This is a genomic window from Pseudomonas sp. AMR01, from assembly GCF_041946035.1.
In the GTDB taxonomy this organism is placed as follows: Bacteria; Pseudomonadota; Gammaproteobacteria; order Pseudomonadales; family Pseudomonadaceae; genus Aquipseudomonas; species Aquipseudomonas antarctica_B.
This window is the reverse complement of the sequence record NZ_JAUTYR010000011.1, coordinates 92,311-112,153: the sequence shown is the minus strand read 5'-3', so window position 1 is coordinate 112,153 and position 19,843 is coordinate 92,311. Positions and strand designations below refer to the sequence as shown.

The 19,843-nt window shown below is 61.3% G+C and carries 24 protein-coding genes; 14 read left to right on the top strand and 10 right to left on the bottom strand.

Annotated elements, in window-relative coordinates; translation table 11 throughout:
* Positions 1-157: 157 nt before the first annotated feature.
* Both Q7C20_RS12895 and Q7C20_RS12890 read right to left on the bottom strand, forming a co-directional pair.
* The gene (locus tag Q7C20_RS12895) at positions 158-997 is read right to left on the bottom strand and encodes a cache domain-containing protein (RefSeq protein ID WP_375067805.1); all 840 of its coding nucleotides are present in this window, start codon (positions 995-997) and stop codon (positions 158-160) included.
* A gap of 51 nt (positions 998-1,048) precedes the next feature.
* Positions 1,049-1,813 (bottom strand): transporter substrate-binding domain-containing protein, encoded by a 765-nt coding sequence (locus tag Q7C20_RS12890; protein WP_375067804.1) that lies wholly within the window; start codon positions 1,811-1,813, stop codon positions 1,049-1,051.
* A 376-nt stretch (positions 1,814-2,189) separates the two neighbouring features.
* On the opposite strand from Q7C20_RS12890, the gene Q7C20_RS12885 reads away from it, so the two are divergent.
* The 4 genes from Q7C20_RS12885 to Q7C20_RS12870 all read left to right on the top strand — a co-directional run bounded on the left by Q7C20_RS12885 (position 2,190) and on the right by Q7C20_RS12870 (position 5,373).
* Positions 2,190-2,789: a class I SAM-dependent methyltransferase gene (locus tag Q7C20_RS12885; RefSeq protein WP_348061394.1), complete on the top strand. Its 600-nt coding sequence runs from the start codon at positions 2,190-2,192 to the stop codon at positions 2,787-2,789.
* A 122-nt stretch (positions 2,790-2,911) separates the two neighbouring features.
* Complete coding sequence (gene rnd, locus Q7C20_RS12880) at positions 2,912-4,045, top strand: ribonuclease D (protein WP_375067803.1); 1,134 nt, start codon at positions 2,912-2,914, stop codon at positions 4,043-4,045.
* On the top strand, positions 4,042-4,335 hold the full coding sequence (locus Q7C20_RS12875) for a YcgL domain-containing protein (RefSeq protein WP_348061391.1): 294 nt from the start codon (positions 4,042-4,044) through the stop codon (positions 4,333-4,335). The genes rnd and Q7C20_RS12875 overlap by 4 nt, the downstream gene beginning before the upstream one ends.
* Before the next feature lie 105 nt (positions 4,336-4,440).
* Positions 4,441-5,373 (top strand): D-2-hydroxyacid dehydrogenase, encoded by a 933-nt coding sequence (locus Q7C20_RS12870; RefSeq protein ID WP_375067802.1) that lies wholly within the window; start codon positions 4,441-4,443, stop codon positions 5,371-5,373.
* A gap of 46 nt (positions 5,374-5,419) precedes the next feature.
* Here the strand turns inward: Q7C20_RS12870 and Q7C20_RS12865 are convergent, their stop codons facing one another.
* The gene (locus Q7C20_RS12865; protein WP_348061387.1) at positions 5,420-6,013 is read right to left on the bottom strand and encodes a nitroreductase family protein; all 594 of its coding nucleotides are present in this window, start codon (positions 6,011-6,013) and stop codon (positions 5,420-5,422) included.
* Between the two features lie 153 nt (positions 6,014-6,166).
* Between Q7C20_RS12865 and Q7C20_RS12860 the strand changes: the two genes are divergently transcribed.
* Together Q7C20_RS12860 and Q7C20_RS12855 are read left to right on the top strand one after the other, a co-directional pair.
* Positions 6,167-6,616: a YcgN family cysteine cluster protein gene (locus tag Q7C20_RS12860; protein ID WP_209990028.1), complete on the top strand. Its 450-nt coding sequence runs from the start codon at positions 6,167-6,169 to the stop codon at positions 6,614-6,616.
* Between the two features lie 12 nt (positions 6,617-6,628).
* A complete protein-coding gene (locus Q7C20_RS12855; RefSeq protein ID WP_375067799.1) occupies positions 6,629-7,849 on the top strand; it encodes a hypothetical protein in 1,221 nt (406 codons plus the stop codon).
* 145 nt (positions 7,850-7,994) lie between these two features.
* On the opposite strand, the gene Q7C20_RS12850 is transcribed toward Q7C20_RS12855, so the two are convergent.
* The 3 genes from Q7C20_RS12850 to Q7C20_RS12840 all read right to left on the bottom strand — a co-directional run bounded on the left by Q7C20_RS12850 (position 7,995) and on the right by Q7C20_RS12840 (position 9,435).
* Positions 7,995-8,345 carry a DUF2892 domain-containing protein gene (locus Q7C20_RS12850; protein WP_348061384.1) on the bottom strand — a complete coding sequence of 117 codons (351 nt, stop codon included), beginning with the start codon at positions 8,343-8,345 and terminating at the stop codon, positions 7,995-7,997.
* A gap of 68 nt (positions 8,346-8,413) precedes the next feature.
* On the bottom strand, positions 8,414-8,881 hold the full coding sequence (locus Q7C20_RS12845) for an RNA methyltransferase (protein WP_003189607.1): 468 nt from the start codon (positions 8,879-8,881) through the stop codon (positions 8,414-8,416).
* Positions 8,882-9,060: 179 nt separating this feature from the next.
* Positions 9,061-9,435: a YajD family HNH nuclease gene (locus Q7C20_RS12840; protein WP_078741352.1), complete on the bottom strand. Its 375-nt coding sequence runs from the start codon at positions 9,433-9,435 to the stop codon at positions 9,061-9,063.
* A 150-nt stretch (positions 9,436-9,585) separates the two neighbouring features.
* Here Q7C20_RS12840 and Q7C20_RS12835 point away from each other — a divergent pair, with 150 nt between their 5' ends.
* Complete coding sequence (locus Q7C20_RS12835) at positions 9,586-10,506, top strand: ParB/Srx family N-terminal domain-containing protein (RefSeq protein WP_375067796.1); 921 nt, start codon at positions 9,586-9,588, stop codon at positions 10,504-10,506.
* Positions 10,507-10,637: 131 nt separating this feature from the next.
* Here Q7C20_RS12835 and Q7C20_RS12830 read toward each other — a convergent pair whose 3' ends face one another.
* Complete coding sequence (locus Q7C20_RS12830; protein ID WP_058411058.1) at positions 10,638-11,324, bottom strand: spermidine synthase; 687 nt, start codon at positions 11,322-11,324, stop codon at positions 10,638-10,640.
* Positions 11,325-11,402: 78 nt separating this feature from the next.
* On the opposite strand from Q7C20_RS12830, the gene Q7C20_RS12825 reads away from it, so the two are divergent.
* On the top strand, positions 11,403-11,687 hold the full coding sequence (locus Q7C20_RS12825; RefSeq protein WP_348061380.1) for a hypothetical protein: 285 nt from the start codon (positions 11,403-11,405) through the stop codon (positions 11,685-11,687).
* On the opposite strand, the gene Q7C20_RS12820 is transcribed toward Q7C20_RS12825, so the two are convergent.
* Entirely contained in the window at positions 11,684-12,157 is a 474-nt protein-coding gene (locus Q7C20_RS12820; protein WP_375067793.1) for a cyclic nucleotide-binding domain-containing protein, read from the bottom strand. The two genes, Q7C20_RS12825 and Q7C20_RS12820, sit on opposite strands and share 4 nt — an antisense overlap.
* 67 nt (positions 12,158-12,224) lie before the next feature.
* On the bottom strand, positions 12,225-14,267 hold the full coding sequence (locus Q7C20_RS12815) for a S9 family peptidase (protein ID WP_375067791.1): 2,043 nt from the start codon (positions 14,265-14,267) through the stop codon (positions 12,225-12,227).
* A gap of 24 nt (positions 14,268-14,291) precedes the next feature.
* On the opposite strand from Q7C20_RS12815, the gene Q7C20_RS12810 reads away from it, so the two are divergent.
* From Q7C20_RS12810 to Q7C20_RS12800, 3 genes are read left to right on the top strand one after another with little or no spacing between them, the layout of a single operon-like run.
* A complete protein-coding gene (locus Q7C20_RS12810; protein WP_348062567.1) occupies positions 14,292-14,822 on the top strand; it encodes an MFS transporter in 531 nt (176 codons plus the stop codon).
* 30 nt (positions 14,823-14,852) lie between these two features.
* Positions 14,853-15,629, top strand: coding sequence for a class II glutamine amidotransferase (locus tag Q7C20_RS12805; RefSeq protein ID WP_375067789.1), 777 nt, complete (start codon positions 14,853-14,855; stop codon positions 15,627-15,629).
* A gap of 11 nt (positions 15,630-15,640) precedes the next feature.
* A complete protein-coding gene (locus Q7C20_RS12800) occupies positions 15,641-16,183 on the top strand; it encodes a DUF2937 family protein (RefSeq protein WP_348062496.1) in 543 nt (180 codons plus the stop codon).
* 124 nt (positions 16,184-16,307) lie between these two features.
* Here the strand turns inward: Q7C20_RS12800 and Q7C20_RS12795 are convergent, their stop codons facing one another.
* A complete protein-coding gene (locus tag Q7C20_RS12795) occupies positions 16,308-17,222 on the bottom strand; it encodes a LysR family transcriptional regulator (RefSeq protein WP_375067787.1) in 915 nt (304 codons plus the stop codon).
* 174 nt (positions 17,223-17,396) lie between these two features.
* On the opposite strand from Q7C20_RS12795, the gene Q7C20_RS12790 reads away from it, so the two are divergent.
* From Q7C20_RS12790 to Q7C20_RS12780, 3 genes are read left to right on the top strand one after another with little or no spacing between them, the layout of a single operon-like run.
* Positions 17,397-18,137, top strand: a complete 741-nt coding sequence (locus Q7C20_RS12790) for a 5-oxoprolinase subunit PxpA (protein ID WP_375067786.1) — start codon at positions 17,397-17,399, stop codon at positions 18,135-18,137.
* Positions 18,134-18,838: a 5-oxoprolinase subunit PxpB gene (gene pxpB / locus Q7C20_RS12785; RefSeq protein WP_375067784.1), complete on the top strand. Its 705-nt coding sequence runs from the start codon at positions 18,134-18,136 to the stop codon at positions 18,836-18,838. The genes Q7C20_RS12790 and pxpB overlap by 4 nt, the downstream gene beginning before the upstream one ends.
* Complete coding sequence (locus tag Q7C20_RS12780; RefSeq protein WP_375067782.1) at positions 18,835-19,749, top strand: biotin-dependent carboxyltransferase family protein; 915 nt, start codon at positions 18,835-18,837, stop codon at positions 19,747-19,749. The genes pxpB and Q7C20_RS12780 overlap by 4 nt, the downstream gene beginning before the upstream one ends.
* Positions 19,750-19,843 lie beyond the last annotated feature (94 nt).

Genomic DNA, 19,843 nt, shown 5'->3' with positions numbered 1-19,843 from the left:
TGACCGAGTAAGACTTCAATGCCTCCAAACACTGTTGAGCTTTTCTGTGGGAGCTGGCTTGCCTGCGATGCAGGCAACTCGGTAGGTCAGACAAGTACAGTAGATGCCATTTCAGGCAAGCCAGCTCCCTGTGCTTTTGATAGGGATGCAACGAATTTCAAGGGCTGTAATACCCCACCGCCACCATAAACCCTGCAGCCTTACGCACGTAGGCATGCTTGTTCTCAATTCGGTCAGTCACCGGGTTTTTCCAGCGGTAGGTGTATTCCCCCTGGTCCTGTTCAGCCATGATCTTCAGCATCGGCTCTCCCACGGGCCGTCCGTCCGGGTCTTTGACTTTGGCAAAATCGGTATTCACCAAGCGCAAATCAGTGCCATGGGCCACGTAGCGCCCGGTTTTCAGGTCTACCACGAACACGTACAGATCATCCTGCAGAAACCCGCCCTGCAATGAATTGATCGCTTTCAATGTCCCGGCTTGATCCTTTACCAACGCATTCACTGCTTTATTGCGCAAGGCCCGGGCCTGTTCAGGCGTTGCGCGTGGCAAGTAGTAACCCACTGCCAGAATTCGCTCCCCTACGCGCTGGTAAAACACGTGCTTGTGTTCCACCTTGCCGTCATTCCAGTTCTGCCAGCGATAGTCAGCCTGCTGAATGCCCTGACCTTCGGGCACTTTCAGCGCGTCCTTGAAGGACTGCCGCAAGTCCGGTCCCAGCACTTCAGACACATCACGACCAATCAGCGCGGAGGAGGGGCCGCCACTGGCGAGCAACACGCCTTGGGTGTCGACCACAAATACGTAGCGGTCATGGTCGACGAACTCGCCCTGGCGGCTAAATGCTGCGAACGCCTTGTCGCCGTTGCTCTGGTAATACGCCAAGGCTTTCTCCAGCAGCGCCTTGGCGGCTACTGCGTCTTCTTCTTGCGCGGTGTCGGCGTGCACCTGGCTGAAACACAACAGCAGCAGCCAGGTGAGTCGCAGCAATCCCTTCATGACCCATTCCTCGTTCTTGTTAGATGTGCCAACAGCGTAGACCTCTGTGGCTTACGGCGCCGCCAGCCATTGGTTGACGATGGCGTCATACGCCCCGGTGGCCACTGTCAGGTGTAACCATTGGTCGACATAGCTCTTCCACGCCACGTCATCGCGGGGCAACAGGAAGGCTTTTTCGCTGTACTGCATCTGCCGCTCGGGGTTGACCGCGCACAGCCCGGGCTTGAGTTTTTGCTGGTAGCGCGCCTCGCTGGCGTCGGTGATCATCACGTCGGCCTTGCCCGCCAGCAGTTCGTCGAAGATGGTGACGTTGTCGTGCAGGCGGATGTTCGCCTGGCCCAAATGGGTGCGGGCAAAGACTTCGTTGGTGCCGCCCGCAGGCTCTATCACCCGCACCTCGGGCCGGTTGATCTGTTCCACGCTTTGGTAGCGCTGTACATCGGCGCAGCGCACCAGCGGGATCTTGCCGTCGACGCCAAGGGACTGGCTGAAAAAGGCTTTTTTCTGGCGCTCCAGCGACACGGAAATACCGCCCACGGCGATGTCGCAGCGTTGGGCGAGGAAGTCCGGCATCAGGGTTTTCCACGTGGTGGGCACCCAGCGGATCCTGGCGTTCAGGCTCTTCGCCAGTGACTCGGCCATGGCGATGTCGATGCCTTCGTAGCTGCCGTCGGCGCGCAGCGAGGAGTAAGGCTTGTAGTCGCCGGTGGTGCAGACGTTCAGGGTGCCACGCTGCTGCACGTCATCCAGGCGCGAGTCGGCCAGGGCGTGAGTGGCCAGGCTTGCCAATAAACAAAAGGCCAGAGGCGCTTTCATGCGGTCGATTCCTTGGGGGGCATCATCGGGGCCGCCATTATTTCCAGCAAATCGATGGGATGGCAATTGTTTAGCCAGGTTGCAATCACACTCCGTCAACCCGCTAGTTGTGGCGAGCGGGCTTGTTGTGGCGAGCGGGCTTGCCCCGCGTTGGGTCGCGTAGCGGCCCCAAAACCAGCCCCCGGGAGTATCTGATACACCGCATTCTGCTTAATGGGGCTGCTGCGCAGCCCAACGCGGGGCAAGCCCGCTCGCCACGACAAGCCCGCTCGCCACACGATATTCGGCAGTGACGCTTTCGACCTTTTTTTCACGTTCCAGTGGTTAAGCTGCGAATCAAGGTCGTTCACTACCGTTCCACTCATATGAGCCCGTGATGTCGTCACAACTTCCTTCTTCCATCGAGATTGAATTCGCCGAGCGCTGCGACCGTGAGCATGCCAGGGTCTGCGGTGACCCGCGCCCGCCGGCGTTGCGCAAGCGCCTGGGCGCCTGGCGTGATGAACGGTTGGTGCGCCAGGCGTTGAAAGTGGCAGGCGAGCCGGGGCTGATCCTCGACCTCGCGTGCGGTTCGGGACGCTTTTGGCCGGTGCTGGCCGAACACGTCAATCGGGTGATTCTGGCGTCTGATAATTCCCAGGAGATGCTCGACCACGCGCTGACTCACCATCCGGCGTCGTTGCTCAAACGTGTCAAAACCTTCAAGGGCTCGGCGTTCTCCATCGGCCTGTCGGCGAACGCGGTGGACTGCATTTTCTGCCTGGAACTGTTTCGGCATGTGCCCAGCGCTGAGGTGCGCGCGCTGTTGTTGCGCGAGTTTCATCGGGTCAGCCGCGACACGGTGATTGTCTCGGTGAACGCCCGCACGTCGGTGGAGGACGAGTTTCGCCAGGCCGGCTTCAAAGTCTTGAACCAGCAGGAATTCCTGCCAGGCTCCAAGCTGTGGCGGGTATACGTTCTGCGTAAGAGAGGATAAGTCCCGCTCGTCGGACTATTCTTCATCTCTTGTCGGAGTTTTCATGAAGGCGTGTGCACTGCGAATGCTCGCAAGCCGCTTTCGCGATATATACTGCGCGCCATTCTTCAAGGGAGAGCCGTGTGGCCATCGATATTCACTGGATCTGCGACAACGATAGCCTCGGCCAGCATTGCGCCGAATGGCAGCAGTTGCCATTCGTCGCCCTCGACACCGAATTCATGCGGGTCGACACCTTTTATCCCATCGCCGGGCTGATCCAGATTGGTGACGGCCAACGCGCTTACCTGATCGACCCCCTGACCATCGACAACTGGCAACCCTTGGCCGCCTTGCTGGAAAACCCGGCGGTGACCAAGGTGGTACACGCCTGCAGCGAAGACCTCGAAGTGCTGCTGCGCCTGACCGGCAGCTTGCCGGTGCCGTTGTTCGACACCCAATTGGCTGCGGCTTACCTGAACCTCGGGTTCTCCATGGGTTACTCGCGCCTGGTGCACGCCGTGCTCGATATCGAATTGCCCAAGGGTGAGACGCGCTCGGACTGGCTGCAGCGGCCGTTGTCCGAGACCCAGGTGAGCTACGCCGCCGAAGATGCGGTGCATTTGGCCGAAGTGTATATCCGCCTGCGCCCGCAATTTTCTGACGACAAATACGCTTGGGTACTGGAAGACGGCGCGGAACTGGTGGCCAACCTGCGCCGCGAAGTGGACCCGTACGAGGTGTACCGCGACGCCAAGCTGGCGTGGAAACTCTCCCGCGCCCAGCTCGCCGTGCTGCGCGAACTGTGCGCCTGGCGCGAGCAGCAAGCCCGCGCCCGTGACCTGCCGCGCAACCGCATCATTCGCGAACACTCGTTGTGGCCCCTGGCCAAATCCCAGCCGGATAACCTCGCCGCCCTGGGCAAAATCGAAGACATGCACCCGCGTACCGTGCGCCAGGACGGCCAGTTTTTGCTGGACCTGATCAAACGTGCCGCCAGCGTGCCCATGGACCAATGGCCGCCCGCCGTTGCCGAGCCGCTGCCGGTTGACGCCGCCACGCTGATCAAGCAACTGCGCGCGTATGGCCAAACCGAAGCCGAACGCCTGGACATGGCGCCGGAACTGATGCTGCGCAAGAAAACCCTCGAAGCCCTGGTCAAAAGTGGCTACCCCGATGGACCTTATACATTGCCAGACTCGCTGCGTGGCTGGCGCCGCGAGTTGATGGGCCAGGCGCTGCTCGACAGCCTGGCCACTGCCGGAGAACAGCCTTGAAACGTATTTGCTCCATCTATCGCAGCTTGAAAAAAGACGGTATGTACCTCTACGTGCTCAAAAGTGATGCCCTGGAGCGCGTGCCGGAAACGTTGATGATCGCGTTCGGCAAAGCTCACCACGCATTCGATATGGTGCTGACGCCTGAGCGCAAGCTGTCGCGCGAAGACATCGCCGTGGTCCTGGAAAACCTCGACAAGCAGGGCTACCACCTGCAAATGCCGCCGGCCGAGGACGAGTACATCGAACACTTGCCCGAAGAGCTGCTGCGACGCAACGACCCGATGTGATCGGGGTGCCCTGTTCAGGGCACATTTATCCAAGCAAATGTATGGGTTGGCGGTGGCCGTAAGGATGCGGGCGGCCGTCTGCACTGTTTTTGAAAGGTTTGAACCATGCGTGTTCTGATTGCTGAACGGGATCACCCGCTCTACGCCCAACTGCTAAGCGAAGCGGCACCGGACCTTGAGGTCTTGACCAGCGGCGACACTGCCGAACTGTCGCGCCTGGCGGCTGATTGCCCGATCTGGCTCGGCCAGCCGGATTTGCTCGCCAACCTCTTGCGCCAGGGCCATACACCACAGTGGCTGCAATCGACCTGGGCTGGCATCACGCCACTGCTCGCCGAAGGCTTGCCCCAGCATTATCGCCTGACCCGTGCGGTGGGCATTTTTGGCCAGGTGATGGCCGAGTTTGTCCTGACCTACATGCTCGGTCACGAGCGCGAAGTGTTGGCGCGGCTGGTAAGCCAGGTCGAGCGCAAGTGGGATAGCCGCATGGGCCAGAGCCTGGCGGGGCGCAAGGCGCTCGTCGTAGGCACTGGTGATATCGGCCAGAGTGTCGCCGATTTCCTGCTGCCGTTTGGCGTGAAGTTGTACGGCATCGCCAGCACGGCGCGCGAGCAGGCGCCGTTTATCGAAGTCGCCGGGCTGGATCAACTGGGCCGCTTGGTGGGGGAGGTGGATTACGTGATCAACCTGCTGCCGAACACGCCCGAGACCCACGATCTGTACGACGCGGCGCTGTTCAAGCAATTCAAGCCGACCGGGTTGTTTATCAACGTTGGGCGCGGTGTGGCGGTGGTTGATGCGGACCTGGTCGAAGCCTTGAAAGAAGGGCACCTGGCGGGCGCGGTAATCGACGTGTGCCGTCAGGAGCCGTTGCCGCAACGCCATCCATTCTGGACCGCGTGGGGCTTGCTGCTGACCGGGCACAGCTCGGCGCCGACCTCGCCTTCGATGATGGTGGAGTTGTTTGTGCAGAACCTGCGGGCGTATCAGGCCAAGGAAGCGTTGCGCGGCGAAGTGAGTTTCGAGCGCGGTTACTGAGTGTAGGAGCGGGCTTGCCCGCTCCCACAGTGAACCTGTGCAGGGCTTACAGGCTGAAATCACCTTCCGACACCAGCTCGCTCAACGGCTTGCGCGGGCTTGGCGCTTCACGCCCTTGCAGGTACTCCGGCAAGCTCGATTTATCGCCCAGCTTGCCCACGGCGACGGCCGCGTGCAGTGCATAACCGTCCGGAATTTTCAGCTCTTTGCGGGTCAGTTCCTGATCGAAGCCGGCCATGCCGTGGGTGTGCCAGCCGCTGATGCTGGCTTGCAGCGCCAGGTGGCCCCAGGCCGAGCCGGTGTCGAAAGTGTGCCACAGCGCCGGGGTTTCTTCGGTGGCGCCGGGGGCGATGAAGTCGGTTTTCGAGGCGATGATCACCAGGGCCGACGCGTGCTGCGCCCAGCTGCGGTTGAATTCGTTCAACAGGCCCAGGAAGCGCTCCCAGTCCGGCGTGTCGCGGCGCGCATAGAGAAAGCGCCATGGCTGCGAGTTGTAGGCCGATGGCGCCCAGCGTGCGGCTTCGAAGAAACTCAACAGGGTGTCCTTCGAGATGCTTTCGCCGGTAAAGGCGCGGGGCGACCAGCGTTCGGTGAACTGGGTATGGATCGGGTGATCGGCAACGCGTGGATTTGTACTCATGAACGGTTCCTGAAGGTCAATTCGGCGTTCCAAGCTACTGCGCGCCCACTAGACTGACAAGTGTTGTTACACCGCAGGTCGTAAGCGCTTGGCCCCACGGGCCAGTGGCACTAGACTGGCGGCCTTTTCACCTACCGATACTGATGTAGAGCCATGGCCGCCAAAGTCGAACCTTTCTGGATACGCAAAACCCTCGAACACCTCGATCAAGAGGAGTGGGAGTCGTTGTGCGACGGCTGTGGCCTGTGCTGCCTGCAAAAGCTTGAGGATGAAGACGACAACAGCGTCTATTACACGCGCATCGCCTGCAAACTGCTCGACCTCAACACCTGCCAGTGCACCGACTACCCCAACCGCCGCGCCTCGGTGCCCGACTGCATCCAGCTCACGCCGGGCCAGGCTGACCAGTTCAAATGGTTGCCTCCGACCTGCGGCTACCGCCTGGTCAGTGAGCGCAAAGACCTGCCACTGTGGCATCACCTGGTGTGCGGCGACCGCGATGCCGTACACCACGAACGCATTTCCCAGTCCGGGCGCATGCTCAGCGAAGGCAGCGTGCCCGAGGACGACTGGGAGGATTACCTGATCTTTCGCGCGGGCTAAAAAGGAGTGTGTATGAGGGTGGCAGTCAAGCTGGCGGCGAGCCTGATGGCGCTGGCGTTCAGCGGGCCGGTGTGGTGCGCCAAGAAAGTTGACCTGGATTACCACGTCAAACTGCTGCCCCAAACCGAGCAGGCCGAGGTTCGTGTCAGCCTGTCCCAGGGCTCGGCGGTGCGCAGCCTGGACTTCGACTTGGGTCGCGCCGGTGACTACAGTGATTTCAAGGCCGATGGCCAGTGGAAGGTCACCGGCAGCCATGGCCTGTGGCAGCCAAGTGCTGACAAGGCCAGCCTGACCTACCGCGTGCGTCTCACCCATGCGCGCAAGCCGGGCGTCTATGACGCGCGCATGACGCCGAGCTGGGCGCTGTTTCGCGGCGAAGACCTGGTGCCCGCTGCGCGGCTCGACCAGCAGGACGGCGTCGAGCTGGTCTCGCGCTTGATGTTCGAACTGCCCGCCGGCTGGAAGAGCGTCGAAACCGCCTGGCCGCGCATCGGCAAGCACAAATTCCGCATCGACAACGTCTCGCGCCTGTTTGACCGGCCCACGGGCTGGATGCTCGCCGGCACCCTCGGCAGCCGCCGTGTGCGCCTGGGCGAAACCGAGGTCACCGTGGCCTCACCCAAAGGTCAGGCCATGCGCCGCATGGATATAGTGACGTTGCTGACGTTTGTCTGGCCCCAAGTGGAAGCCGCGTTCCCGCGTCACCCGGCGAAATTGCTGGTGGTGGGTGCCAGTGACCCGATGCGCCGTGGCGTGTTCTCGTCCCGCGACTCGATCTACCTCAACAGCCGCTCGCCGCTGGTCAGCGAAAGCGGCAGCAGCCCGTTGATCCGCGAAGTGGTGCAAGCGATTGGCCGTTTCAACGATCACCAGGGCAGTGACTGGATCAGCGAAGGGCTGGGCGAGTATTACGCCATTGAGTTGGTGCGTCGTGCCGGTGGCATCACCGATGAACGCTATGCGGCAATTCAGGCGCGGTTGGCGAAGCAAGGCAAAGGCGTCACCACGCTGCGCGGCGAGCAGGTGAACGCGCCTGCCGTGGCGCAGGCAGTGCTGCTGTTGCAGGAGCTGGACCGTGAGATTCGCGTGAAAACCCACAACAAGCGCTCGCTGGATGATCTGGCACAGGCGGTAATGCGCGCGAACAGCACGACCACGCCGGAGTTTGTGCAGTTGGCCGAGAGCATCATCGGCGAGTCGTCGGTGGTGCTGGATACCAAATTGCTGCACTGATCCCAAGCCATACACAAAGCAAAAATGTGGGAGCGGGCTTGCTCGCGAATGCGGTGTATCAGTTAATCAATAAGTTAACTGAAAGACCGCATTCGCGAGCAAGCCCGCTCCCACATTTGGATCTGTACCCGTTTGGATAAAGGGATCAGGCCGAAGGTTTAGTGGCCTTCTCAGCCGCCACTTCCGCCTTGGTCTTCAAATTCTTCAGCTCCGCCCCGGCTCGCTCGATCTTTGTGCGCACGCTGTTCATTTCCTGGCGGCCCTGTTCCAGCTTGTCTTTGAGCGAACTGTGCCCGGTAAAACCACGGGCCAGCGCCACACCGCCGATCGCCACTTGAATCAACCCGAAAATGCCACCACGGCGCAGGCCTTTGCCAACCATCATCACACCGCCGGCTACCGAGCCGATGCGCTCCCAGCCGTGCACGTTCTGGGTAGGCTGGGGCTCAAGTGAATCGTGTTCGATGATAGGTCGCAGGATTTTGCTGTCGCTCATGATCTGTCTCCAACAAGGACTAATGATATGTAGCTGACTGTTGGCGGGCGCTGGATGTTCCCAAAAAATCAGTACTTGGGGCCCGAGCGGGTATTGTTGCCCTTGGCCAGGCGGTCGTAGAGCACCACGTTGACGGTGGCGGCAAGGTTCATGCAGCCGGTGGTCGGTATGTACACCACGTCTTCACACCAGTCGCGAATCTCTTTGTCCAGCGAGCCGTCTTCGGGGCCGAAGATGTAGAGCGCGCGGTCGGGGTGGGTGTATTCGGGCAGCGGGCGGGCGCCTTCCACCAATTCTACGGCGACCGGAATGCAGCCCAGCGGCAGGATCTTTTTCAGGTCGTCGATGCCGATCAGCGGAATGTCGTGGTGGACTTTCTTGGTGTCGGTGATGAAATCCCGCGCGCGCTCGTAACGCACGCCGGTGTAAAACACCGAGGCCACGCCGTAGCAGCCGGCGGCGCGCATCACCGAACCGACGTTCTCGGGGGATTTGGGGTTATACAGACCGATGCAGCTGTAGCGTTTATTGCCCACGGGGAAGGGTGCCTTGGAGAAAAACGGCGATTATACGGGGGTGGGCAGGATCAGGGTACGTGTTGCTGGTCAGACCGCCATCGCAGGCAAGCCAGCTCCCACACTGGATCTGCGAACACGCATCAAAATGTGGGAGCTGGCTTGCCTGCGATGAGACCGGTACAGGCGACAAAAAACCTTCAGTCGTCTTTCTTCATCAACCCCGCCAACGCCGCAAACGGGTTGTGCGTGGCCTTGGCAATGGTCGGGCTGCTGGTGGAGCCTTCGCTGAAGTATTGCTGGTCGGTGTAGCGCGAGTGTTCATTGTCGTGGCAATACAGGCACAGCAACTCCCAGTTGGAGCCATCCTGAGGGTTGTCATCATGATTGTGGTTACGGTGGTGCACGGTCAGTTCGCTCAGGCGTTTGCCGGCGAATTCACGGGTGCAGCGGCCGCACACGTGGGGGTACATTTTCAGGGCTTTGTCGCGGTAGCCCATTTCCCGGTCGCGCTGGGCATCGGCGAGGATGCGGTCCAGCTTGGCGGTGTGGGAGGGCGGGTTGGTCGAGCTCATCATGGCTCCTGGCTGTTTGGTGGTTCACGGATAGAGCTGATTCTAGCCGCTCACGGCGCAATTAGCGCCAGGCTTTTTCAGCTGCGGTACAGCCTGACACAGGCAAATGTTTGTAGTATCGGCCCACTGAATTCATAAGGATCCTCTCTCATGCGTCTGCATTCATGGCTGTCGGCATTAACGCTGTGCGCGGTTGCCGCCCAGGCCCAGGCGTTCACGGCGCCCAAACCCGGGCAAGTGATCGATGTGACCCTGGAGCAACTGCACCCCACCCAGGCCGTGGTGGGGTTCGACGAGATCCATTACAGCCTTGGCCTGTTCGCCGAAACGCCGGCCAAGGTCTTTGATGAATACTGCCAGACCAACGGCCAGGGCGACGCCGTTAAAGTCGGCAAAAAAGCCGACCTGCACGACCCCGCCAGCTTCACCTGCCAGGACCCGGTGGGCACCCATCCCGATGAGATGAAAACCGTGATCGTCGGCCCCGGCGGCCAGCTTTACCTCACCGACGGCCACCACAGCTTCACCACCCTGTGGGAGCAGCCCGGTGCCGGCCCGCAGCTGAAAATGTGGGTGCGCGTGACCGATGATTTCAGCAACAGCCCCGACTTGGCGACATTCTGGCAGCGCATGGAGCAAGGCCATAAGGTGTGGCTCAAGGACGGCCAGGGCCGCACGCTGACACCTGCGCAATTACCTGCGCACCTGGGCTTCAAGAACTTGCAGGACGACACGTTGCGCAGCCTGGTGTATTTCACCCGCAAGGCCGCCTATGGCAAACCCGACTCGGCGGGCGTGGTGCCGGAATTTCTGGAGTTTTACTGGGGCAGTTGGTTGCGCACGCAGCTGGATTTGAGCGCGTTCAACCTGAACAAGAAGAAGGGTTACAAGGATGCGGTTGAAGCGGTGGCCCAGCGCATGGTCAGCCTGAGCCCGGACGCGCCGGTGGGCGACAGCGGGTTTACTGCGCATCAGTTGGGTGGTTTTACCGCAATCGACCAGAAGGCGTTGAAAAAGACCCTGGATAACAAGGTGCCGTACGTGATGGATTACCGTAAATCTCGAAACTGACGTAGATCGAAATGTGGGAGCGGGCTTGCTCGCGAATGCGCAGTGTCAGTCAGCAAATTCGTTGGCTGATACACCGCATTCGCGAGCAAGCCCGCTCCCACAGGGGATTTGCTGTGTTTGGAAAACAGTGATCAGCCTTTGAGTTTTTCGGCAATCCAGATGGTGTGCCGGGTGCCCTTGTTGCCATGGGCAAATACCTGCACTTCTTCGGCCTTGAAGCCGGCCTTGCGCAGTTTGTCGCTGAACAGTTTGTCGGCGCTGGCTGACCACACGGCCAGTACGCCTTTGGGTCGCAACGCCTTGGCGCATGCGGCCAGGCCACCTGCGGAGTACAGCCAGCTGTTGGCCTTTTGGGTGAGGCCTTCAGGGCCGTTGTCGACGTCGAGCATGATCGCGTCAAAGCCTTGAGGCTCGGCCTGCAACACCTTGGCCACGTCTTCCATGCGGATTACGGTGCGTGGGTCGAGCAGCGGGCGGCCGGATTTTTCCCCCAGCGGCCCACGGTTCCATTCCACAACGCCGGGCACCAGTTCGGCGACGACCACTTCGGCGGTCTTGCCCAAATGCTTGAGCGCCGAGGCCAGGGTAAACCCCATGCCCAGGCCGCCGATCAACACCCGCGAACCCGGGCGCCCGGCGACCTTGCGGCAGGGGATTTCTGCCAGCGCGTCTTCGGAGCCGTGCATGCGCGTGTTCATCAGTTGGCCGCCGTCGCCGCCCTGAATCTTGATGACAAAATCCTCACCGTATTCGAACAGGCACAGGGCACCGCCATTGTCGGGGATCGGGGTGGTGTCCAGCAGAACGAAACGTTTCATGGAAATCTCATTGGGAAGGGCATTCTTGCGCGGTTGGGAGTAGCCTTACGACATTCCGGTCAGGCCATGGAGCCATCGATGAAGTGCAGTATTCTAACGGTCATTCTGCTCGGCGCGCTCGCCTCTGGTGCAGCGCAGGCTCAAGAGGAGCAAACGGTGCCGGTTGCACCCGCGCCAACGCCCGGTGCGCCGGGCACGCCGACGCCGACGTTGTACCCGCAAGTCACCCCTCCGGTCGCGCCCAAAGCCACGGCGAATGGGTCACCGGCACTGGTGCCGATCGTGTTGCCAACACCGCCCAAGGATCAGACGGTGCCCGGTTTGCTGCAAAACGACAGCAAACCGAAAACGCCCGGCGGTTAAAACTGCTGAGAGAGTAATTGCCCATCGGCCATGCGCAGGCGCTTGGACAGGGCAATCGCCACCGCGCGGATGATCTTGGCCGCCACTCGGGGCGCTTCGTTGAGCATTTTTTCCAGGGAATCCTTGCCCAGGTTCAACAGCATGCAATCGGTGGCGGCCACGCAACTGGCCGAGCGCCGCTCGCCATCCAGTACCGCCATTTCGCCAAACGCCCGACCGCTGCGCAGGGTGGCGATGGTCAGGCGCTGGCCTTCGTGATTGGTTTTTTGCACCGCCACCTGGCCGCTGTGGATGATGCACATGAAGGTGCCGGCATCGCCCTCAAGGAAAATCACCTCGTCCTGGGCGATGCTGCTGATATTGAAGTAGCCGGCGGCGATGTGAAAATCCTCCGCCAGCAGGGGGTCGAACAAGCCGCAATCCATGAGCATGTCGCGGATTTCGGTATTCATTAAGGTCGGGAGTGCCATGTGCAATCTTGGTCCATCAATCAAGTAGGGCGGTCCTGTGTTCAGACAGGGCCGCCGCACTAAGTTCCTAAATCAAGCCGAGCGCCTTGAAAACAAATCCATATTCGAGCGCTACGTCACGTAATCCCTGGTAACGACCACTCATGCCGCCATGGCCAGCACCGAGTTCGGTCTTGAGCAGCAGCAGGTTGTCGTCCGTCTTGGTTTCACGCAATTTGGCCACCCACTTGGCCGCTTCCCAATACTGCACGCGGCTGTCGTTGTAGCCGGCAATCACCAGCGTGGCCGGGTAGGCTTGGGCGCTGACGTTTTCGTACGGCGCGTACGCCTTGATGCGTGCGTACACCTCTGGTTCTTCGGGGTTGCCCCACTCGTCGTACTCGGTGACGGTGAGCGGCAGTTCCGGGTCGAGCATGGTGTTGAGCACGTCGACAAACGGCACTTCGGCAATCGCCGCTTGGAACAGCTCCGGGCGCTGGTTCAGCACGGCGCCGATCAACAGGCCACCGGCGCTGCCGCCGCTGATCGCCAGTTGCCTGGACGTGGTCAGGCCCTCGGCGATCAAGTGTTCGGCGCAAGCAATAAAGTCACTGAACGTGTTCTGTTTATGTTCCTGCTTGCCGTTGCGGTACCAGGCCTCACCCAGTTCGCCGCCGCCGCGTACGTGCGCAATCGCAAACGCCACGCCGCGATCGAGCAGGCTCAGGCGTGCGTGGGAAAACCACGGGTCGAGGCTTGCACCGTAGGCGCCGTAGCCATACAGGTAGAGCGGCGTCGCCTTGCCAAGGTGTTCTCGCTTGACCACCAAACTGATCGGCACTTGAGTGCCATCGGCGGAAGTGGCCCACAGGCGGCTGCTGACGTAATCGTCGGCATTGAACACGCCGAGCACCGGGGTTTCCTTGAGCACTTGTTGCGCGCCGCTGGCGAGTTCCAGCTGACGCACCTGGGCCGGGCGGTTCAAGGCTTCGTAGCGCAGGCGGATCTTGTCGCTCGGAAACTCCAGGCTGTTCTGTACGTAGAGGCTGTAAGCGGCGTCAGGCAATTCCACACGGTAGGCGGGCACGCCTTGCGGGTGGACCTCGATCACCGGCAGCCCGCCGATGCGCAGGCTCAGGGTCATCGCCTCGGCGTTCAGGCTGACGCCGTCGAGCATCACCTCATCGCTGTGGGGGATCAGGTTTTGCCATTGATCTTCGGTCGGCACGCTGCCGGTGTCGGGCGCAACGAACAGTGCGTAGTTGATGCCGTCGCGGTTGCTGCGGATAAACCAGGTCCACTCGCCCTCAAGCTTGCCGTGGTCCACGTCGTATTCATGGTCTTCGACCCGTGGCGCCAGGCAGGTGAAATCCAGGTGCGGCTGGTCGGCATCCAGCGCCCAGATTTCGCTGGTGGTTTTGCTGCCGAGGGTCACCAGCAGCTGACGCTCGGAGCTGGAACGGTAGCAATGCAGGAAGAACCGCCCATCGGGCTCGTGGAACACTTCCTGGGCCGCCGTGCCGTCGAGGCGGTAGCGATAGAGTTTGTGCGGCCTGTGGGTGTCGTCCAGCTCGCCGAAGAACAGGGTCAGGCTGTCGTTGGCCCACGTCATGCTGCCGTCGCAATCCTGGAATTCCAGTTCGCTGACTTTGCCGGACGCCAATTCCTTCACGTACAGGGTGTAAATCTCTTCACCAGTGGTATCAAGGCTGTAGGCCAGGCGCTGGTGGTCGGGGCTGATGCTGAAGGCGCCCAGGGAGAAAAACCCGCCATTGGCCAACGCGTTCGGGTCCAGCAGCAGTTCTTCAGTGCTCTGGTCTACCGCATTGCTGTCATCCGCCGGGCGGCGGCAGCGGTAGTGGCGGGCATATTCGTCACCGGCGGTGGTGCGCGTGTAATACAGGTAAGGGCCCCACGGGGAGGGCAGGGACAGGTCGGTTTCGAGAATGCGGCCCTTGATCTCCTCGAACAGGCTGTCGCGCAGCGCTTGCTGATCGGCGAGTTGCGCTTCCTGCCAGGCGTTTTCGGCCTTGAGGTAATCCAGCACCTCAGCGGTGTCGCGCTCTTGCAGCCAGGCGTACGGGTCTGGGCCTGGGGCCTTGCGGGCAATCGGGACGGTCGATATAGGCATGGATCACTCTCTGTCTGGCGGACGGTGGCAGGCATTGCAGCCGCGACACGCAAAAGCCGTTATCATAGCCGCCTCTTTGCCAGCCTTGCCATGGACACCATGACCGAGAACGACTATCTGATCGCTTGGGGCCTTTACGCCTTCGCCGCTTTGGGCTGCCTGTTGGTATGGTGGCGCATGACCCGCTGGATCTGGCGCTGGCTGCGCGAGCCGCTGCAGTTGCTGATGGCGGTGCTGCTGTTCAGCCCGACCATCGTTGACCCGGTCAAGACCCAGTTTGCACCGGCCGTGGCGATTACCGCCCTGGACCTGGTGCTCAAGGTCGGCAACAACGCCTGGCGGGCCATTTCCGATTTATTCATGTACTCGATGATCGCGTTTGGCGTGTACATCGTGTTCGTGTTGATCCGCTGGCCCATCGAGCGTGCCGCCAATGCCCGCCGTGAGCGCAAGGTCGCCGTTGATGCGGCGCTGGCCGCCGAGCCGGTGGAGGACGACGAGCCTTTCCATCGCCCGGCGGTGGACCGCGGTCAGCGGGTCGAACCGCGTCTTTAACGTTGTACGCCCTGCAGCGAGAGCCCTGGCATGTGTGAATTATTGGGCATGAGTGCCAACGTCCCCACCGATATCGTGTTCAGCTTTACCGGGCTGATGCAGCGGGGCGGGCGTACCGGCCCCCACCGCGACGGTTGGGGTATCGCGTTTTATGAAGGCCGTGGACTGCGTCTGTTCCAGGACCCGGCGGCCAGCAGCGAATCGGAAGTCGCGTTGCTGGTGCAGCGTTACCCCATCAAAAGTGAAGTGGTGATCGGCCATATCCGCCAGGCCAACGTGGGCAAGGTGTGCCTGTCCAACACTCACCCGTTCGTGCGCGAACTGTGGGGGCGCAACTGGTGTTTCGCCCACAACGGCCAGTTGGCCGACTTCAACCCCCGCGCCACGTTCTACCGCCCCGTTGGCGATACCGACAGCGAAGCAGCGTTCTGCGACCTGCTCAACCGCGTGCGCGAAGCCTTCCCCGAGCCGGTGGAGATCGAGCAAGTGTTGCCGGATTTGATCGCCGCCTGCTCTGAATACCGCAGCAAAGGTGTGTTCAATTGCCTGCTCAGCGACGGCGACTGGCTGTTCTGCTATTGCTCGACCAAACTGGCACAGATCACCCGGCGCGCCCCGTTCGGCCCGGCACGCTTGAAAGATGTCGACGTGATCGTCGATTTTCAGGCTGAAACAACCCCCAATGACGTGGTGACGGTGATTGCCACCGAGCCACTGACCGACAATGAAAACTGGACCCGCTACAAGCCGGGCCAATGGAGCCTGTGGCGACGCGGTGAATGCGTCAGCCAGGGCGTCACCGAGTAAGGATATCGACCATGTTGCTCAGTTATCTGCGGTTGGTGCTGTTTGCCATTGGCTTGTTGGTCGGCGTGCAAGTGCCGGGGTTTATCAACGACTACGCCAAGCGCGTCGAAGCCCACCTGATCGAGTCCCAGACCGGCCTGCGCGGCTTTGATGCCACTGCGCAGCAGTTCTTCAAGGGCGACCTGCAAGCGCTGGTGGCGCATTACCGCGCCAGCGATGACCCAGTCTTCCAGAGCGATGCCAACAGCCTCGGCACGTTACTTGACCGCCAACTGGCGTTGGACAAGCAATTCCAGGCCATGCAAGGCCCGTGGTACATCCGTGTGCTGCAAGTGGCGGTGGCGGCAGACCCGGACATTCGTCTGGAAACGTGGAATGGCTACAGCTATCAGATATTGCTGACGCCCGAAGCGATGGGCTGGGGGCTGGGCGGGGCGATGCTGTTGTCGTTCGGGATTGAATGCCTGTTTCGCTTGATTGACTGGGTGGTATTGGGCGGCAAACGCCTGCGCCAGAGCCGGCCTATCGAAGAGCGTGACTTGAAAGGTTTATAAACCGTACACCGATCCAAATGTGGGAGCGGGCTTGCTCGCGAATGCGGTGGGTCAGTCACAACATCTCTGACTGACACTGCGCATTCGCGAGCAAGCCCGCTCCCACATTTTTAATCCGGTTTCTTCAGTGGGCGAGGACCATCCGCTCCTCGCCGACCTCTTCGGCATAGCGCGCCACCACCTTCTGGCACAACCCCACAATCTCCTCCACCAATTCCACCCCCACGCGCCATGACACCACCACCTGCAAATTCGGCAGGCGCTGCGCCATCGGCAACATCACCAGTTCCCCGCGCGCCAATTCTTCGCTGACCAACACCGGCGGCAGCGCGCCAATGCCGAAGCCGTCGCGCAGTAACCGGGTGATCGCCGACACCGAATTCACACAGTTCATCCGTGGCGCGGCCACGCCATTGGCCTGCATCAGGCTCAGCACGTCCTGGTGCGGATGGGAGTTTTTCGAGTAGGTGATGATGCGTTCCTGAGCCAGTTCGGCGAGGGAGGTGTAGTCACGGTTGTAGATGGAATGGCTGGCGACGATCCAGGCCATTGGGTGGCTGGCCAGCTCCAGACTGCGCACCGTTTCGAGGCGCAAGAGGTCGGTTTGCAGGATCAGGTCGAGGAAGCCTTTTTGCAGCTGATCGCTGAGGTTCAGCGCGGTATCGGCGACCAATTCGATTTCCACGCGCGGGAAATGCTCCATCAATTGCGCCACAAACGGGCTCAGCCAAGTATGAATCACCGTGTCCATGGCGCCGATCCGAATGCGCCCGACCTTGCTGCTGGTGGTTTCCAGGGACTGCTTCAAGCCCTGCATGGTCACCATCATCTGCTCGGCATAATCGAGCACCTTCAAGCCTTCCGGGGTCAGGCTCACGCCCCGTGAATCGCGCAGAAACAGCTTCACGCCCAGCTCGCTTTCCAGCACGGCAATGCGGCTGGAAATCGAGGCCTGGGTGGTGAACAGCTTTTCGGCGGTCAGGCGAAAGCTCTTGAGCTTGGCCACCCAGACGAAGGTTTCGAGAAACTTCAAATTCATGGGATCAACTTTTCTTATGCTTGGATCGGTTTTTATTAGTTGGACGCCGCACCGGGCAAACGCCAAAAATCGCGTTATTCCACGATAAGCGTCGTAAGGGTGTCAGGACAAGTTGCGAGTTCTGCGTAAAAAATCCCACACTACAAAAATACAAAGCCTACAGGAGCAACTACCGTGAGCCGTCTGCTTTTGAATTGCGACATCGGCGAAAGCTTTGGCAACTGGACCCTGGGTCTGGACGCCGAGGTCATGCCATTCATTGATTGTGCCAACGTAGCCTGTGGCTTCCATGCCGGCGACCCGAGCATCATGCGCAAGACCGTGGCCCTTGCCCTCAAGCATGGCGTGCAGGTCGGTGCGCACCCGGCGTATCAAGACCTGCAAGGTTTTGGCCGCCGCTCCATGGCCTACACGCCCCAGGAAATCCAGGACCTGTTGCACTACCAGATCGGCGCCCTGGATGGCATCTGCCGTGCGCAAGGCGCGCGGGTCAGCTATGTGAAACCCCATGGCGCGATGTACAACGACATGATGGCCAACCCGGCGCAATTGCGCGCGGTGGTGCAGGCCGTGGCGGCCTATGGCGACGTGCCGCTGATGCTGCTGGCCACCCGCGACAACAGCGCGGCGCAAGCCCTGGGCGATGAATACGGGGTGACGCTGTGGTTTGAAGCCTTCGCCGACCGTGCCTACGACGCCAAAGGCCACCTGGTTTCGCGTCAACTGCCGGGCGCCGTGCATCACGACGCCGACACCATCGTGCAGCAGGCCCTGACCATTTCCCGTGGCGAACCCCTGACCGCCAGCGATGGCAGCGCCTTGTTGCTGCAAGCCAACACCTTGTGTGTTCACGGCGACAACGCCAGTTCGATTGCCGCTGTGCAGCGCATTCGCGAGGCGTTGAAGCCAGCATGAAGCCACGGATTGAGGTGGTGGCCATCGATTGCCTGATGGTGCGTCTGTTCGATGTGATCGCTGAAGCCAACATGCCGTGGATGCTTGCCGCCACCCAACGCCTGCGTGAATGTTTCGGCGCGGCGCTGGTGGATCTGGTGCCGTCCTACACCACGTTGATGGTGCATTACGACCTCACCGCCGTCAGCCCGGCCCAGGCGCGCGAGCTTATCGACCAGGCGCTGACTGACCTGCAACCTCAGGCTCAAGGCAGCGGCCAGTGCCATGTGTTGCCGGTGTGGTACCACGTGAGTGTCGGCCCTGAGCTGACGTTACTCAGCCAGCGCAGCGGCCTTACGGTGGATGAAGTGATCCGCCGCCACAGCACTCACGAATACCAGGTGTTTGCCCTCGGCTTTGCACCCGGCTTTGCGTTTATGGGGCTGGTGGATGAGGCCCTCGCCACACCGCGCCTCAACACCCCGCGCAAACGCGTGGCGGCTGGCAGCGTTGGCATCGCCGAACGGCAAACCGCCGCCTACCCGGTGGTATCGCCAGGCGGCTGGAACCTGATAGGCCGCACCCCGGCCAAACTCTTCGACCGCGAACGCGACGGCTACAGCCTGATGCAACCCGGTGACACGGTGCGTTTCGAGGCCGTCAGCCACGCCGACTTTATCAACCTGGGTGGCGATGACACACCGTTGGAGGCGCAGGCATGAGCCGCTTGATCATCGAGGCCAGCACGCCGCTGTGCCTGTTGCAGGACGCCGGGCGTTTCGGCGTGCGCCACCTGGGCGTGACCCAGGGCGGCGCGCTGGATTGGGTGTCGATGTCCTGGGCCAACTGGTTGCTGGGCAATGCGCTGGATGCGCCGGTGGTGGAAATCACCTTGGGCGGGTTTACCCTGAGGGCCGAGGAGTATTGCCTGTTGGCGCTGGCCGGTGCGGACCTGGGCGCGTACATCGACGAACGTGCCATCAGCCCCGGGCGCAGTTTTATCCTGCAAAAGGGCCAGCGTTTGCGCTTTACCCAACCGTTCAGCGGTGCGCGGGCCTATTTGGCGGCGCCGGGCGGGTTCGATGCGCCGCACGTGCTGGGCAGTTGCGCCACGGTCGTGCGTGAAGAACTGGGCGGGCTGGACGGTTTCGGCAAGGCGTTGGCCGAAGGCGGGCGCCTGGCTTATTCCGGTACGGGCGGAGCAATGAAGGTGCTCAACACGCCGGCCTTACCCGCCAAGGCGCCGCTGGAGGTAATCGTTGGCGCGCAGATCGGCCAGTTCAGTGGGCAGAGCCTGTTCGATGCCTTCAACACTGAGTGGGCGCTGGACAGTCGCGCCGACCGCATGGGCATGCGCCTGTTGGGCACGCCGTTGCAGTATCAGGGGCCGTCGCTGATTTCCGAGGGGATACCGTTGGGGGCGATCCAGGTGCCGCCGGACGGGCAGCCGATCGTGTTGCTCAATGATCGGCAGACCATTGGCGGCTATCCGCGGCTGGGGGCATTGACGCCGTTGGCGCTGGCGCGCCTGGCGCAGTGTCTGCCGGGGGAGAAAGTAAGGCTGACGCCGGTGGTGCAAGAGACGGCGCATCGGCAGCACATCGACTTTTTGCAGCGCTTTACCGCAAGCTGAACAACGCTGACATTCAAAATGTGGGAGCGGGCTTGCTCGCGAATACGGTGGATCAGTCACGTAATATGTCGACTGGCACTCCGCATTCGCGAGC

What these genes read in the sequence shown, in the direction of transcription:
- Q7C20_RS12825 (WP_348061380.1), top strand. Translation starts at nt 11,403, where the DNA reads ATGAAGTGCAGTATTCTAACGGTCATTCTGCTCGGCGCGCTCGCCTCT.
- Q7C20_RS12860 (WP_209990028.1), top strand. Translation starts at nt 6,167, where the DNA reads ATGGCCGCCAAAGTCGAACCTTTCTGGATACGCAAAACCCTCGAACAC.
- Q7C20_RS12850 (WP_348061384.1), bottom strand. Translation starts at nt 8,345, where the DNA reads ATGAGCGACAGCAAAATCCTGCGACCTATCATCGAACACGATTCACTT.
- Q7C20_RS12805 (WP_375067789.1), top strand. Translation starts at nt 14,853, where the DNA reads ATGTGTGAATTATTGGGCATGAGTGCCAACGTCCCCACCGATATCGTG.
- Q7C20_RS12895 (WP_375067805.1), bottom strand. Translation starts at nt 997, where the DNA reads ATGAAGGGATTGCTGCGACTCACCTGGCTGCTGCTGTTGTGTTTCAGC.
- Q7C20_RS12865 (WP_348061387.1), bottom strand. Translation starts at nt 6,013, where the DNA reads ATGAGTACAAATCCACGCGTTGCCGATCACCCGATCCATACCCAGTTC.
- Q7C20_RS12835 (WP_375067796.1), top strand. Translation starts at nt 9,586, where the DNA reads ATGCGTCTGCATTCATGGCTGTCGGCATTAACGCTGTGCGCGGTTGCC.
- pxpB (WP_375067784.1), top strand. Translation starts at nt 18,134, where the DNA reads ATGAAGCCACGGATTGAGGTGGTGGCCATCGATTGCCTGATGGTGCGT.
- Q7C20_RS12870 (WP_375067802.1), top strand. Translation starts at nt 4,441, where the DNA reads ATGCGTGTTCTGATTGCTGAACGGGATCACCCGCTCTACGCCCAACTG.
- Q7C20_RS12780 (WP_375067782.1), top strand. Translation starts at nt 18,835, where the DNA reads ATGAGCCGCTTGATCATCGAGGCCAGCACGCCGCTGTGCCTGTTGCAG.
- Q7C20_RS12820 (WP_375067793.1), bottom strand. Translation starts at nt 12,157, where the DNA reads ATGGCACTCCCGACCTTAATGAATACCGAAATCCGCGACATGCTCATG.
- Q7C20_RS12890 (WP_375067804.1), bottom strand. Translation starts at nt 1,813, where the DNA reads ATGAAAGCGCCTCTGGCCTTTTGTTTATTGGCAAGCCTGGCCACTCAC.
- Q7C20_RS12840 (WP_078741352.1), bottom strand. Translation starts at nt 9,435, where the DNA reads ATGAGCTCGACCAACCCGCCCTCCCACACCGCCAAGCTGGACCGCATC.
- Q7C20_RS12795 (WP_375067787.1), bottom strand. Translation starts at nt 17,222, where the DNA reads ATGAATTTGAAGTTTCTCGAAACCTTCGTCTGGGTGGCCAAGCTCAAG.
- Q7C20_RS12855 (WP_375067799.1), top strand. Translation starts at nt 6,629, where the DNA reads ATGAGGGTGGCAGTCAAGCTGGCGGCGAGCCTGATGGCGCTGGCGTTC.
- Q7C20_RS12800 (WP_348062496.1), top strand. Translation starts at nt 15,641, where the DNA reads ATGTTGCTCAGTTATCTGCGGTTGGTGCTGTTTGCCATTGGCTTGTTG.
- Q7C20_RS12815 (WP_375067791.1), bottom strand. Translation starts at nt 14,267, where the DNA reads ATGCCTATATCGACCGTCCCGATTGCCCGCAAGGCCCCAGGCCCAGAC.
- Q7C20_RS12830 (WP_058411058.1), bottom strand. Translation starts at nt 11,324, where the DNA reads ATGAAACGTTTCGTTCTGCTGGACACCACCCCGATCCCCGACAATGGC.
- Q7C20_RS12885 (WP_348061394.1), top strand. Translation starts at nt 2,190, where the DNA reads ATGTCGTCACAACTTCCTTCTTCCATCGAGATTGAATTCGCCGAGCGC.